The sequence below is a fragment of the Gallibacterium genomosp. 1 genome (assembly GCF_001678575.1).
In the GTDB taxonomy this organism is placed as follows: Bacteria; Pseudomonadota; Gammaproteobacteria; order Enterobacterales; family Pasteurellaceae; genus Gallibacterium.
Genome location: NZ_JTJP01000063.1, coordinates 1 through 14,844 on the forward strand (window position 1 = coordinate 1; position 14,844 = coordinate 14,844).

The 14,844-nt window shown below is 37.7% G+C and carries 13 protein-coding genes and 1 riboswitch; of the genes, 9 read left to right on the forward strand and 4 right to left on the reverse strand.

All coding sequences use genetic code 11. The annotated features are described in order from the left end of the window. The first annotated feature begins 15 nt into the window (after positions 1–15). Both QV04_RS10375 and QV04_RS10380 read left to right on the forward strand, forming a co-directional pair. Positions 16–732, forward strand: coding sequence for a FadR/GntR family transcriptional regulator (locus QV04_RS10375; protein ID WP_039169931.1), 717 nt, complete (start codon positions 16–18; stop codon positions 730–732). Next, positions 719–1,786 carry a Gfo/Idh/MocA family protein gene (locus QV04_RS10380; protein ID WP_013745358.1) on the forward strand — a complete coding sequence of 356 codons (1,068 nt, stop codon included), beginning with the start codon at positions 719–721 and terminating at the stop codon, positions 1,784–1,786. Before QV04_RS10375 ends, QV04_RS10380 begins: the two co-directional genes overlap by 14 nt. A gap of 290 nt (positions 1,787–2,076) precedes the next feature. Here the strand turns inward: QV04_RS10380 and QV04_RS10385 are convergent, their stop codons facing one another. From QV04_RS10385 to QV04_RS10395, 3 genes are all read right to left on the reverse strand, one after another. Next, positions 2,077–3,510, reverse strand: coding sequence for a cytochrome-c peroxidase (locus QV04_RS10385; protein WP_065230908.1), 1,434 nt, complete (start codon positions 3,508–3,510; stop codon positions 2,077–2,079). A 595-nt stretch (positions 3,511–4,105) separates the two neighbouring features. Next, a complete protein-coding gene (locus QV04_RS10390; protein ID WP_231924151.1) occupies positions 4,106–5,548 on the reverse strand; it encodes an SLC13 family permease in 1,443 nt (480 codons plus the stop codon). 140 nt (positions 5,549–5,688) lie between these two features. Further along, entirely contained in the window at positions 5,689–6,570 is an 882-nt protein-coding gene (locus QV04_RS10395) for a VirK/YbjX family protein (protein ID WP_039094859.1), read from the reverse strand. A gap of 175 nt (positions 6,571–6,745) precedes the next feature. Here QV04_RS10395 and argA point away from each other — a divergent pair, with 175 nt between their 5' ends. From argA to QV04_RS10420, 5 genes are all read left to right on the forward strand, one after another. After that, positions 6,746–8,071, forward strand: coding sequence for an amino-acid N-acetyltransferase (gene argA / locus QV04_RS10400; RefSeq protein WP_197494827.1), 1,326 nt, complete (start codon positions 6,746–6,748; stop codon positions 8,069–8,071). A gap of 100 nt (positions 8,072–8,171) precedes the next feature. Then, positions 8,172–8,216: riboswitch (PreQ1 riboswitch) on the forward strand. A 2-nt stretch (positions 8,217–8,218) separates the two neighbouring features. Next, a complete protein-coding gene (gene queC / locus QV04_RS10405; protein WP_013745363.1) occupies positions 8,219–8,893 on the forward strand; it encodes a 7-cyano-7-deazaguanine synthase QueC in 675 nt (224 codons plus the stop codon). Continuing rightward, entirely contained in the window at positions 8,877–9,305 is a 429-nt protein-coding gene (gene queD / locus QV04_RS10410; RefSeq protein WP_039081570.1) for a 6-carboxytetrahydropterin synthase QueD, read from the forward strand. The genes queC and queD overlap by 17 nt, the downstream gene beginning before the upstream one ends. Beyond that, positions 9,305–9,916, forward strand: a complete 612-nt coding sequence (locus QV04_RS10415) for a 7-carboxy-7-deazaguanine synthase QueE (RefSeq protein ID WP_039087763.1) — start codon at positions 9,305–9,307, stop codon at positions 9,914–9,916. The genes queD and QV04_RS10415 overlap by 1 nt, the downstream gene beginning before the upstream one ends. 82 nt (positions 9,917–9,998) lie before the next feature. Continuing rightward, entirely contained in the window at positions 9,999–10,859 is an 861-nt protein-coding gene (locus QV04_RS10420; protein ID WP_039094868.1) for a phosphoribosylaminoimidazolesuccinocarboxamide synthase, read from the forward strand. A gap of 137 nt (positions 10,860–10,996) precedes the next feature. On the opposite strand, the gene ffh is transcribed toward QV04_RS10420, so the two are convergent. Then, on the reverse strand, positions 10,997–12,373 hold the full coding sequence (ffh, locus tag QV04_RS10425; protein WP_065233441.1) for a signal recognition particle protein: 1,377 nt from the start codon (positions 12,371–12,373) through the stop codon (positions 10,997–10,999). 187 nt (positions 12,374–12,560) lie between these two features. Here ffh and QV04_RS10430 point away from each other — a divergent pair, with 187 nt between their 5' ends. After that, positions 12,561–13,364, forward strand: a complete 804-nt coding sequence (locus tag QV04_RS10430) for a cytochrome C assembly family protein (RefSeq protein ID WP_018347110.1) — start codon at positions 12,561–12,563, stop codon at positions 13,362–13,364. Between the two features lie 74 nt (positions 13,365–13,438). Further along, positions 13,439–14,701, forward strand: a complete 1,263-nt coding sequence (locus tag QV04_RS10435; RefSeq protein ID WP_013745369.1) for an HlyC/CorC family transporter — start codon at positions 13,439–13,441, stop codon at positions 14,699–14,701. Positions 14,702–14,844 lie beyond the last annotated feature (143 nt).

The following is a 14,844-nucleotide window of genomic DNA, read 5'->3' on the forward strand; positions in this document are numbered from 1 at the left end:
ATAAAGATCACAAAAATGAAAAAATCAGAAAAAAAAGTAAAAAATATGGCCTTACAAGAAGATATTAAACAATTAATTCTTAATAAAGGTTTAAAAGCAGGCGATCTAATGCCTACTGAAAATGAGCTAATGGAATATTTAAATGTCAGCCGATCTAGTTTAAGAGAAGCTGTTAAATCATTAGAAGCATTGCATATTTTAGATATTCGGCACGGTGTAGGAACTTTTATCAGCGAATCCTCGCTCACACCAATGATTCAAAGCCTTGCTTTTCATACACAATTACAACTACAAAATAATATAAAATATTTATTAGATATCTTAGATATTCGTGAAATTCTGCAATATGGTTTTGCTCCGCTTGCTATTGCCAATATTAGTGATATAGAAGTCGATCAACTGCAACAGTTAAGCTTAGAATTACAACAATTGGCTAGACAAAACCTATTCTCTAGCGAACTAGAATATAAAATTCAGCTACAGACCTATCAAGCCATAAATAATCCACTTTTGTCACAATATCTAGACGCTTTCTGGCAAATATTCAATTTACAAGAGGAAAACTTGCCAACTATAACTCTCTCAGCTCAAGAGGTAGCGTTGCACTATCGTGAATGGGTAGATGCTGTAGAGGCACGCGATATTAATCGTTTCCAACACGCCGTACTACTTTATTTTCGTACTCTACGTCAACGCTTACAACAAAAGGAAAAAGAAAATGGACAATATTAATGTTGCTCTTGTTGGTTGTGGCTTCTTCGGTCAACAACTTGCTTCTGTATTTAATAAATTACCCGCAAAATTGGTTGGTGTAACCGATTTACAGATAAACCTAGCACAAAACATCGCCGAACAATACAAAACACAAGCCTATGCCGATTTAAATACATTACTTACTCAACAGAAAGTCAACCTCGTGCTTATCGCCACCTACAATTATAGCCATCGCCAACTTGCAGAAATTGCCATTCAAAAAGGTTGTGCCGTATTTATTGAAACACCTTTCACGATTAATGAACAAGATGCCCATCAACTGATACAAATGGCAAAAGAAAATAATGTACCGCTTTTTGTTGGACACTGTTTGCGTGTATTACCAGGCTTACAACAAGCAAAACAATTATTAACACAACAAACATTGGGAAAAATAACGGTAGTACGAGCAAATCGCCAACGCTGGATAAATCCTATTTTTCAAAAAGATTGGTGGAAAAATGATATTCAACTAACTGGAGGAAAACTCTTTCATGAAATACATGAATTAGATTTACTTGCTTGGTTAATTGGTGAAGTTGAAGCTGTTTTTGCACAATCTACTAATCGAGCACATTTAGAAACGCCTGACCATCACGATATTATTCAATTATTGCTACAATTTAAAAATGGCGTTTTCGGATCTTTAGAAATGGGAACAGCATATCGCTTGCCTAAATGGGATATTGCCATTCACGGTGAACTAGGCTCAATGATGATTAATTTCTTCACTTCCACTGTCACAATCACTTTCGCTAACGGAAAACGCCAACAGTTTAATATGTATAACGAATTTGAAGCTGATCTATCTTTACGAGAAAGTAGTAAAGGGATCCAAAAATATGGTCAACCCAATGAACATTGCCCTTATTGGCTGACTCGTGCTGTAGAATTAGAAGCACAAAGTATTTTTGAACATTTACAACAACACAAAAACAGCATTCTTTGTGAACTTCCAGCAAGAGCAATTTGTATTGCTTCGGCTGCAACCCAATCTATTCAAAAGAAAAAATTAATTAACGTAAAATATTAAATCTCTTATTAAAATACCCATTAAGAAAACATTTTTAATAAGTATCAAACTACTAATTATTTATACAAACAAAACATACTGAATGCAAAACAACATTAAGCCAAACATTCTATTAATAGATTGAATGATAAAAACAAACCTACGATAAAATATCATAGGTTTGTCAATGGCTTGAATGGCTATTTAGCCTATTTTTACTTTTAGCTTTAATGATATTACGTTATCTATAATAGCTAAATGTTTTTCACTTTTACCTAGTTATACCTCGTTTTAGATTTCAACGACAAGCTTTATTTTGTTGATTGAGAGGATTGTATATTCTCATTTGTTAACGGCTTTCCTTGGTATTCTCCCGTTAAACTATGTAAGAAATCAACAATATCGCTCACTTGCTCTTTTGATAAACTTACACCACTTTGATATTTCAACATCATTTCCACTGCTTGGGTTAAATCTTGTGCATTTGCATCGTGGAAATAAGGTGCGGTAAGTGCAACATTACGCAATGTAGGCACTTTAAAACGATGTTTATCATAAGGATTTTTCGTTTGTGCAAAGCGACCGTCATCTGCTTCTGTTAATGGTTTATTGCGATCAGCAAAATAATCTGCTTTTAATCCCATTAATTCATAAGATTGACCACCTAAATTAGTGCCAGTATGACAAGTATCACATTTATATTGGTGGAATAACGCATAACCATTTTTTTGTGTTGCAGTTAATGCATTTTCATCACCTTGTAAATAACGATCGAATGGACTGTTTGGCGTGATTAAAGTTTTTTCAAACTCTGCAATGGCATCAGTAATATTTTTTTCATTAAAACCTTCCGGGTAAATTTTTTCAAAGGCTTGTTTGAGCGACTCATCTTTGTTGAGATTATCAACAATTTGTTGCCAATTTTCTGCTCCCATTTCTACAGGGTTTAAAGGAGGCCCACCAGCTTGTTCGGCTAGATTTGCTGCACGACCGTCCCAAAATTGAGCAAAGTTGAAAACAGCATTATAGACAGTCGGTGCATTAATGCCTCCTTTCTGTCCTTTAATTCCGGTAGAAGTAGCAAGGTTATCCACACCACCCGTATTTAAACTATGACAACTAGCACAAGCAATCGTCCCATCGCCAGATAAGGCTGTGCTATGATAAAGCACGTTACCTAGTTCCACTTTGGCAGGATTAACCGGCAAACTTTGTGGCACAGGTTGTACAAAACGTTCTGCTGATGTACCAGAGGTGTTTGCAGGAAGTTGGTATTCTTGGCGAACTTTATGAATCCAATCAATCAAGGTTGCTTTCTCTTGCTCGTTTAAACCTGATCCCCAATGTACCATTTTGAAAGAATGAATAGGCATTTCGTTATTTTGAATAACACTTTCAAGTTTCGCTAAATCCGCCGCAGAAATGCGTTGAGGTTGATTAAGATAATCGGTAATGTTATCCAACAAAAAATGGGATTGCCCTTGCTTAATATCTTTATCCATTAAACTGCTAGCGATAGGCAATTTTGCATAAAATGGCATATTAGCATTGTTACTATGGCAATATTGACAGCCATTATTATATAGCACGGTTTCAACGGCATGTTGCTGAGGATCAGTAATTTGGCTTTCTTGCAAACGGCGTTGTGTTTCTTGTTTATCAAAGTGGTGGATATATGCCACCGTCCCTAGATAAGCGACGGCACCTGCACCAATAAATGTAAATAACCACGATTGAGGTTTCATAAGATTCTCCCTTATAGAATAGAAAGTTAGAAATTATCGGCATAGTATTCATAATTATGGGTAAAAAAATATTGATAGAACTCAATAAATTTCATTGACATATCCTATAGCTCTAATAGGTATAGTTTTGTATAGTTATTAGTATGGAAAAGATGAAATAAAAAACACCGCACTTTTAAAGATAAAATTTAATAAATAAATTGTTTTCGATATAGAAATATTTTTATTCAAAGTAGAAAAAATTATAGTCGTCTCAATTTTCTATAGCTTAAATTTTAAACTCAACTGAAATATATAAAAAAGAAGTGTTCATTAATTTAATCTATTATTAAATTTCCAAACTCAATAAGGATTAAACAATGAACACTTATCATAAACATATTTCTAATAGACACGGAAAAGATAATGGTTTTACACCTTCAATAGCTCATAATAATCAAATACATTACTACGGGGATATGTTGGAACAGTAAAAGAGCAATCAATGAAGTCGGAGATTCAAGAAAAAAGTCGATGAATTCAATCATCGACCTCACGAATATTTAGATTAACAAACACCTTATAAGGTATTACACGAAGTTTGACAACTCAAGAATTAATAAACCGCCATTATTACCATTACCCAAATAATACTAAGTGCCGGGCCGAGTAAACCAACCACAATACCTCCCAAGCGGAATTCCGCTTGACGAATTAAGCCAGTACTAAATGCAATAGCATTTGGTGGAGTTGAAACCGGTAAAAATAACGCACACGATGCGCTTAACCCAATGACTAACGGCAAAATTGCCGGAGAAACATCACCGGAAAAAACTTTTAATAACGATAAGCCAACTGGAATTAAAATCGTGGTGGCAGCCGTGTTACTCATAAAGTTAGATAACACAACAGTAATAAATGCAAATAAAATCAACAACATCATAAAACTGATATGAACGTGGCTTAATTGATTGACAAAATGCGTCGCAATTTTTTGTTCTTCAATCGCTAAACCTAACGCTAAACCGCCGGCAACCAGCATTAAGGTATCCCACGGCAATTTACGCACATCATCCGAATCAAGCACGCCAAGCATTGTTAAACCAACGATAGGAATACCTGAAGCGGCAGCGATCGGCATTCCGAACCATTTTGCTGTCAACCAGAAAAACAGTGTAATCGCCAAAATCACCAACACGATTGTTTTTTGCGTGCGATGTTCTTTTTCCTCTTCCGCTGTTTCCACTTCTTTAACTTCTTGCAGAAAATTAAATTCCAACTTCTCTTTTGCGCTGATACGGTAACGTTTAATCAGAACACGCCAAAAAACTAAAATCAGCACAACGGCAACCGGTGTTCCCATAAGCATCCATTCAAGAAAAGAGATGTGATAACCGATATTTTCCAATGCGCCGACAGCAATCGCATTCGGTGCTGAACCGATAATCGTTGCCATACCGCCAATCGAAGCCGCCGCCGGAATACCTAACAACAATGCACGGGAAATATTGGCTTTTTTATCCAATGTAACAAATAGTGGGCTTACAGTAGCAATCATCATTGCTGTGGTGGCAGTATTACTCATCAACATTGACATTACAGCCGTTAGCGTCATTAAACCAAGCAGAATATTTTGTGGATTTTTACCAAATTTTGGCAACATCTGTTTTAATAAGAGAATATCCAATTCGGTCTTTTTCATTGCTTCTGCTAAGAAAAAACCGCCTAAAAAGAGCCAAATAACACTATCTGACCAAGTTTGCAGATATTGCATAGCATTTTCTGCATCGCTTCGTCCCATAATTAAAACAAGAAAACCGATAATTAAAATACCGACTGAAAACGGAGGAATTGCTTCAGTTACCCACAGTGAAATAGCGAAAAAAATAAGAAACAGGACATAATTCTGTGTTTGTGTAAAAAGCGGATCACTCAACCAGTTCATCATTGCCCAACCAAAAAGCAGTGAAAAGATAAATAAACCGACCTTACTCTTCCTCACTTCCGCAATTGGATGCTTAGTGAAATTTTTTAGCGATGTATAAATCGAATCAGACATAACAACAAATACTCCAAACTACCTAATAATAACTTCGACTTATTATAGTAGAAAAAAGGGCAGATAACTCTGCCCTATATCACATTTTTAAACGCTAAATTATTGGAATAATTAACAATTTATTCATTTTTCTGAAACAGTCAACAATTTTCTTTGATTCCTCGCTCAATCTGCTCGAATAATTGGTAACGTTTCCGATACATCGACCGTTTTTTACTCTGAATTTCTTCCAGCGGACGTTGCTCAACTTGCAACGGTAATTGCCAATATTTATCACCACGTTGCGCACCGTTTTCTTGCCAAAATTCATCATAATTCATATAAATTTTTTTGCTGCCGTGCAGGCGAATTTTGGTTTGATAATGATGAGGAATGCCGACCAGCTGCATTTGCCAATGTTGCGCCAACCATTTAAAACACTCCACCAATAAAAACATCGGGCGCATACCGTGCAACTGTTTAGTTAAAGATTTAACAATTTCCGCCGCATTTTCACCTCTCGGACCTTGTATACTGGCGATAAGTATTTGATTATTTTCAATAAAAGCAAATGAGGCATCATAATAACGTTGCTCGGTGCCATCCTGAATATTGATGGAAAAATAGCCTTCATAAAAATCAATTTGATTTAAATTGAGGTATAACCCTAAGCCGTTTTCTAGATCCGCTAATTTAATTGAATTGTTCGCAATCAGTTGTCGGCAACGTTCCTCTCCTAATAAACGCTCCATTTGCAACAAGCTGTACTCAATTTGTTGCACACGCTGTTGTGCTGAAAAACGCTTATCACAATAATGAAACATTACACTATGAAAACGGTGTTTCTGCCGTTGGAAAATCGGCAACCAAAGCGGATGTTGATTCAAAAATTGAATCAGCTGATTTCCTTGACGATAAGTCAAAGTGCGACGTAAAAAATAGCGTAAAATATGGCGAATCTGCTTTAAAAAACGTTGTTCCTGCCCCCAAGGATACATTTCACGCACAGTCGGAAAATGTGTAAATCGTTGTTGTTCTGTCATAATTTTTTTTCATTCATTATTAAATTGGGCGTTATTCTATGCAACTCCTCCACAAGAGTAAAATTGTATTACGCTAATTTGCAGACAAGTGGCAAAATTACCTTGCAAGCCGATAAGAATTGCATATAAAATCACTTTTATTACATAATTATTCAAAAAATAGGAAGTTAATATGATTCGCAGCACAGAACTTGTTCAATGGTTCCGTCAATCCACACCTTATGTTACAGCACATAGAAATAAAACTTTCGTGATTATGCTTGACGGCAACACCACTTCCAGCCCTAATTTCAGCAACATTATTGACGACATCAGTTTATTACATAGTTTAGGCATAAAATTAGTGATTGTTTTCGGTGCTAGGAAACAGATCAACGATGCCTTGACACTTGCTCACATTGCAGAGCGTTATCACAAAAATATCAGGATAACGGATCCACAAACTTTGCATTTAGTTAAACAGGTCGTTGGCAGTCTGCAATTCGATATTACAGCTCGCCTTTCATTGCGAATGAACAATATTACGCATAATGGCGTACCAAATGTGGTCAGCGGTAATTTTGTTATTGCACAACCAATCGGCGTTGATGACGGTGTTGACTATCAGTTAAGCGGCAAAGTACGGAAAATTGACAGTGAAGGGATCAAGCAACAATTAGAACGAAATGCGATTGTGGTGATTAGCCCTATCGGCGTTTCTGTAACCGGCGAAACCTTTAATTTGGCGTTTGAGGAGTTGGCAGCACAAATTGCGATCAAACTGAAAGCCGAAAAAGTGATCGGTTTTTGCGAAAAACAAGGCATTATCGATGAAAATCAGCAAGTTATCGCCGATCTCACCCTACTTTCTGCAGAAGAGCATTTACGTCAATTCATTGCGAAAGATTCTTATCACAGTTCGGAGGCTCGTTTTCTACAAACCGCCTTGGAAGCCTGTCGTAATGGCGTGAAACGTGCGCATTTATTGAGCTATCTCGAAGATGGTTCTTTGTTACAGGAGCTCTTCTCTCGTGACGGTATCGGAACGCAAATCTCGTTAGAAAGTTCAGAAATTGTGCGGATTGCCAATATTAAGGATATTCCAAGTTTATTAGCCTTAATTCATCCGCTCGAACAACAAGGTATTTTGGTCAAACGTTCACGCGAACAGTTGGAAATGGAGATCGATCACTACACGATTATTGATCGTGATGGCGTGATTATTGCTTGTGCGGCATTAAATCCTTATTTTGAGGAAAAAATGGCAGAAATGGCTTGTGTTGCTGTACATCCAGATTATCGCAACTCTTCACGAGGTGATATTCTATTAAGCCATATTCAAAAACGAGCAGTTGCACTGGGCATCAAAAAACTGTTTGTCCTCACCACACGCACCGTTCATTGGTTCCAAGAACGGGGTTTTGAAATCGCTAATGTTGAAGATTTACCACAAGAAAAACGTGAAAAATATAATTATCAACGCCGTTCTAAAATTTTGATTCAACCTTTAGAAGAAGAATAATTGACTCGATAGCCTATTTCTCTGCAAATAGGCTATTTTCTCTACAAAATTTAAAATAATCTCGCATCTCCTCTATTTTTTTCTATAATATCCGCCTTTATTCATCGTGGTTCGCAAACCTCCCACGCAAAAAAACTAGGAATATTTATGCAAAACAAAAAAGCAATCGTCATTTTTTCCGGCGGTCAAGACTCCACGACTTGTTTACTACAAGCACTGCAAACTTACGGCAACGGCAATGTCGAAGCCATTACTTTTCACTACGGTCAACGTCATAGCATTGAATTGGACAAATCGCGCTGGATAGCCAATGATCTCGGCGTGAAACAGACCATTCTCGATCTCTCTTTAATGCAGTCCATTACTCACAATGCGTTGATGGATAATAACGAAACCATCCAGCAAAAACAGGGTGAATTACCCAATACTTTTGTCGATGGTCGTAATGCGCTGTTTCTGCTCTATGCGGCAATCTATGCCAAAGGTCAAGGAATTAGCGATATTATTACCGGCGTATGCGAAACCGATTTTAGCGGTTATCCCGATTGTCGTGATGTTTTTATTAAGTCAATGAATGTGACCCTCAATTTAGCAATGGACTACAGTTTCAACATTATTACGCCATTAATGTGGCTGACTAAAAAAGAAACCTGGGCTTTAGCGGATCAATTAGGCAGATTGGAATATGTGATGCAACACACGCACACTTGTTACGAAGGTGTCGAAGGCGGCTGCCACCACTGCCCAAGCTGCTTATTACGAGAAAAAGGCTTAAACGAATATTTAGCGGAAAAAGAGGCAAAAAATGTTGAAAGTCGCTAAAGAATTCAGTTTTGATATGGCGCATTTATTAGACGGTCACGACGGTAAATGCCAAAATCTTCACGGGCATACCTATAAATTACAAGTTATCGTCAGTGGGGAAACTGAGAATAATGGTGCTAAAAAAGGGATGGTGATTGATTTTGCCGATTTAAAACGTGCAGTCAATGAGCTGATTATTTCACCGATGGATCACGCTTTTATTTATGATCAAAGCAGTGAACGAGAAACTAAAATAGCTCAGTTATTACAACAGCTTAACTCAAAAACTTTCGCTTTACCGGTGCGTTCCACCGCTGAAAATTTAGCGCAATTTATTTTTCAACGCTTACAGGAAAATGTCGGTTTTCATCTTCATTCCATTCGTTTATGGGAAACGCCCACCTCCTTTGCAGAATATGGTGAAGCGTAATGCAAACTGAATATGCTATTGTTGAAATTTTTGAAAGCCTTCAGGGAGAAGGCTTTAATACCGGGATGCCTGCCATTTTTATCCGCTTCGGCAAGTGTAATTTAGCCTGTCCGTGGTGCGACACGGATTATCAAACCTTTTCATTGATGACATTGCAACAAATTGCCGATCAAGTTACGGCTTTTAGCGCAAAAAATATCATCATTACCGGCGGCGAACCGACCATTCAACCGAATTTAGAAAAATTATTAAGTTATTTCAAAACGTTAGGTTATTTTCTCGCGATCGAAACCAATGGCTTAAAACCGGTTCCGCCGCAAATTGATTATATTGCCACCAGCCCGAAACGGCTGTATCGGCATAAATATCAGCAACGTTGTATTACCCACGCCGATGAGGTTCGTATTGTCAATGATGATGAAAATATTCTCTCTTTTTGTCGAGAAATTGCGAAAAAAATTGAGGCAAAACATTATTTTCTCTCACCTTACGAACAACAAGGTGAGATGAATCTACTGGATACCATTAGGAAACTTGGGCAACTTAACGAAAATGCCGAGATTAAATGGCAGCTTAGTATTCAAACACATAAATTGGTTGGCATTGAATAAAATAAGCAATCGATTGCGTGAAAGTTTGCATAAATAAGCGTATAATTCGGCTCAGTTTTTTGTTACGACAGGTATCTTAATTATGCAAACAATCAGCCTAAAAAAAATCTACTCCGGTAAAGTTCGTGATCTCTATGAAATTGATGACAAAAGAATGTTGATGGTTGCTTCCGACCGTCTTTCCGCATTTGATGTTATTCTTGATGATCCAATTCCTCGTAAAGGGGAAATCCTCACTCAAATCTCAAATTTCTGGTTTAACAAACTTGCCCACATTATGCCGAATCATTTCACCGGCGATACTGTGTACGATGTTTTACCGGAAGCGGAAGCGAAAGCAATCGAAAAACGCGCGGTTGTTTGTAAACGTTTAACCCCAATCAAAATTGAGTCTATCGTGCGCGGTTACTTAACCGGCAGCGGTTTGAAAGATTATCAAAAAACAGGCTCTATCTGTGGTTTAGCGTTGCCGAAAGGCTTGGTCGAAGCCAGCAAATTGCCGGAACCGATTTTTACCCCATCAAGCAAAGAAGAGATCGGTAATCACGACATCAATATCAGCTATGCGGAATGTGAAAAACTTATCGGCAAAGATTTAGCGGCACAAGTGAAAGAAAAAGCGATTGCACTCTACACCACTGCTGCACAATATGCTTTAACCAAAGGCATTATTATTTGCGATACTAAATTTGAATTCGGTTTGGATGAAAACGGCGTATTGACGCTAATGGATGAAGTGTTGACACCGGACTCAAGCCGTTTCTGGTCAGTTGACAGCTATCAAGAAAGCATTAATCCGCCATCTTTCGATAAACAGTTTATCCGTAACTGGTTGGAAAACAGTGGTTGGAACAAACAACCGCCTGCTCCGAAAGTGCCTCAAGAGATTATTGATCAAACTGTGGCAAAATATCAGGAAGCATTTGATCTGTTGACAAAATAAATAGCGTTCTTCATAAAAAAATCTGCATTTTAAATCAATAAAATGCAGATTTTTATAAGCGCGGATGACTATTTCTGTTCTCCTACATCATCTTTCATCCGCGCTTCTTTTTCACTTTTGCAGTGACTCACTTTAACTTAACGTCTGAACAATCCGCCCATTCCGCCAAGACCACCCATTAAGCCTTGCATTCCGCGCATCATTTTCGCCATTCCGCCTTTCCGCATTTTTTTCATCATTTTTTGCATTTCTTCAAACTGTTTCAACATACGGTTCAAATCCTGCACCTGTGTGCCTGAACCGGCAGCAATGCGGCGTTTACGTGATCCTTTAATAATGGCCGGATTTTGACGTTCTTTAAATGTCATCGAATTGATCATCGCTTCCATTCGCTGGAACATTTTGTCATCTACTTGATTTTTCACGTGATCCGGTAAATTCTGCATTCCCGGTAATTTATCCAGCATTGACATCATCCCACCCATTTTTTTCATTTCGAGCAGTTGTTCACGGAAATCTTCTAAGGTGAAATCATCCCCTTTTTTAAATTTCTGTGCCATTTTTTCGGCTTTTTCCTGATCAACATTACGTTGTAAATCTTCGATCAAAGAAAGCACATCGCCCATACCAAGAATACGAGAGGCAATTCGTTCCGGATAAAATGGCTCTAAAGCATCAGTTTTTTCCCCTATACCGAGGAATTTAATCGGTTTACCGGTAATTTGACGAATAGATAACGCCGCACCACCACGCGCATCCCCATCCACTTTGGTTAGAATCACACCGGTCAAAGGCAAGGCTTCATTAAACGCTTTAGCTGTATTGGCGGCATCCTGCCCGGTCATTGCATCAACGGTAAACAAGGTTTCAATCGGGTTAAGCACTTGATGGATCTGTTTAATTTCATTCATCATCTCTTCATCAACGTGCAAACGACCGGCAGTATCGACAATCAATACATCAAAAAACTTTAATTTCGCTTCCGCCAAAGCTGACTTAACAATCTCTACCGGCTTTTGCGAAGCATCAGACGGATAAAACGTTGCATTAACACTCTGTGCCAATGTTTCCAACTGTTTAATCGCCGCTGGGCGGTAAACGTCGGCAGAAACCACCATCACTTTCTTTTTATGACGCTGTTGCAAAAATTTAGCCAATTTAGCGACACTGGTTGTTTTACCAGCCCCTTGCAAACCAGCCATTAAAATCACTGCCGGCGGTTGTGTTGCAAGGTTAAGCGTTTCATTGGCTTCACCCATTGCCTTTTCAAGCTCTGCTTGAACAATTTTGATAAATTCTTGCCCCGGTGTCAGGCTTTTATTTACTTCAACACCTAAAGCACGTTCTTTAACTTGATTAATAAATTCTCGAACGACCGGCAACGCCACATCGGCTTCCAACAAAGCCATTCGTACTTCACGTAAGGTTTCTTTGATATTATCTTCGGTTAAACGACCTTTGCCGCTAATGTTACGCAATGTTCTTGACAGACGATCTGATAAATTCTCAAACATAGGAAATCCTGATTCTGAAACGGAGTGTTGACAATGACAATCTAAAAAACACTCGAAAAATAGATAAAAACAGTGGGCATTATACCGAAAATTTGCCTGTTTTCACCATTTGCACATAATCCTGTGGAAAAATTCATAGAAAACTGCTAACTTTTTAAGGCTTATGTTTTTTTAGAGAGCAAAAATTATGTTGTGGATCGGCGTGTTCGCTATCGTTGCTTATTTAAGCAGTATCTTATTAATTACCCCGGTACTAATGAAAGTCCAACAGGGAGAAACTAACAATATTACCCGTTCGGGAAAACAGTGGGTTTTTCATAGTGCGATCTTGGCAATCGTGTTGCATTTGATTGGATTAATGAACAGTTTCTTCGTTGCCGGCGGTCAAAACTTTACCCTATTCAATGTTTCCTCATTAATTTCCGTTTTAGTCAGTCTGGTGGCAACATTGGCAATGCTGCGCACCAATACATTCTGGTTTGTGCTGCCTATCGTATACTGTTTTTCCGTAATCAATATTGTCGGAACCACATTTTTTCCGGGCAGTTTCATCAAACATTTAAGCGAAAACAATGGGTTATTGTTTCATATTGCTTTGGCACTTTTCAGTTATATCGTCTTTGCCATCAGCACATTATATGCATTGCAACTTGGTTGGTTAGATCGCAACTTGAAACAGAAAAAAATGACCTTTTCACCAATGATCCCCTCACTGATGAAGGTGGAAAAACAGCTGTTTCAACTGCTGATTTTAGGGGAAGCATTACTGACTATCACCTTAATCAGCGGTAGCATTTATCTGCCAAACTTCTTTTCGGCTGATCAAATCCAAAAAGCAGTTTTCTCTTTCATCGCTTGGATTATTTTTGCCATTTTATTATTCGGTCATTACAAATTACATTGGCGTGGAAAAAGAGTGATCATTTACACGATTTCAGGTATGATTTTGCTCACTTTCGCTTATTTCGGCAGTCGTTTGATTGTGATGTAAATGAGATTTAGGTGGCGTATTTCCATAACATAATATAAATACGCCGGATGATTGATTTAATATAGGATTTTATTTTGGACAGTATCCCCATAAGTACATTATTTATTCTGTTAATTTTGTTACTTATTCTTTCAGCTTATTTTTCAAGTTCGGAAACCGGCTTGCTTTCATTAAATCGTTACCGCGTACGCTATTTAGCGGATAAAGGTAATCGTGGTGCTCAAAAAGCAGAAAAATTACTAAAGAAAACCGATATTCTGCTTAGTTTTATCTTAATTTTTAATAACCTAGTCAATATTATGGCTTCCGCGCTAGCGACAATGATCGGTCTACGCTTGGGCGGTGATGCCGGTGTTGCAATAGCTACCGGTGTGCTAACTTTTGCAATGTTAGTCTTTTCTGAAATATTTCCTAAGACCGTTGCTGCGATTTACCCAGAAAAAATAGGTTTTTTCAGCAGTCATATTTTATCGGTACTGATCAAAATCTTCCTACCGTTAGTCTATTTTATCAACTTCTTTACTAACGGCTTAATGCGTTTAATCGGGCTAAAACCGGACATCAAATCTCATTCCATCAGTGCAGAAGAGTTACGCAGCATTGTGAACGAATCCGGTAAATTTATTCCGCGCGCTCACCAACAGATGCTGCTTTCCATTTTAGATATGGAAAAGGTCACCGTTGAAGATATTATGGTGCCTCGAAATGAAATCAGCGGTATTGATATTGAAGATGACTGGAAATCGATTATGCGTCAATTAAATCACGCTGCCCATAGCCGAATTGTTTTATACAAAGAAAATATGGATGAAAATGCACTGGGTATTTTACGTGTTCGTGAAGCCTATCGTTTAATGACCAATACCAATGAATTTACCAAAGAAACCTTAATGCGCGCCGCCGATGAAATTTATTTTATTCCTGAAGGCACGACTTTAAATGCACAATTATTAAATTTTAAAAATAATAAAGAGCGTATCGGTTTAGTTGTTGATGAGTATGGCGATATTAAAGGCTTGGTTACGTTGGAAGATATTTTAGAAGAGATTGTCGGCGAATTTACCACCTCTAATTTGCCGTCTATTGAAGACGAAGTACAACCACAATCAGACGGCACAGTCATTATTGACGGCTCGGCTAATATCAGAGATTTAAATAAAATGTTTAATTGGCATCTCGACACGGATGAAGCCAGAACTTTCAACGGTTTTATTCTGGAACATTTGGAAGATATTCCACAAGAAGGTACAGAATGGCGGATCGGTAATTTAAAAATTAAGATTCTGGAAGTCAGTGATAATATGATTAAACAGGCTAAAGTGAAAAAGTTAAGTTGATTGTTTAGAAGATAAAAAAAACACCACTCTTTAATGATCTGCACCCCAAAAGTTGGACTTATTATCCAACAGACAAAGGTGCAGATTTTTTATGACTAAATATAACCAAACATTTAAACAACAAGTGGTAGATTTCTACTTTC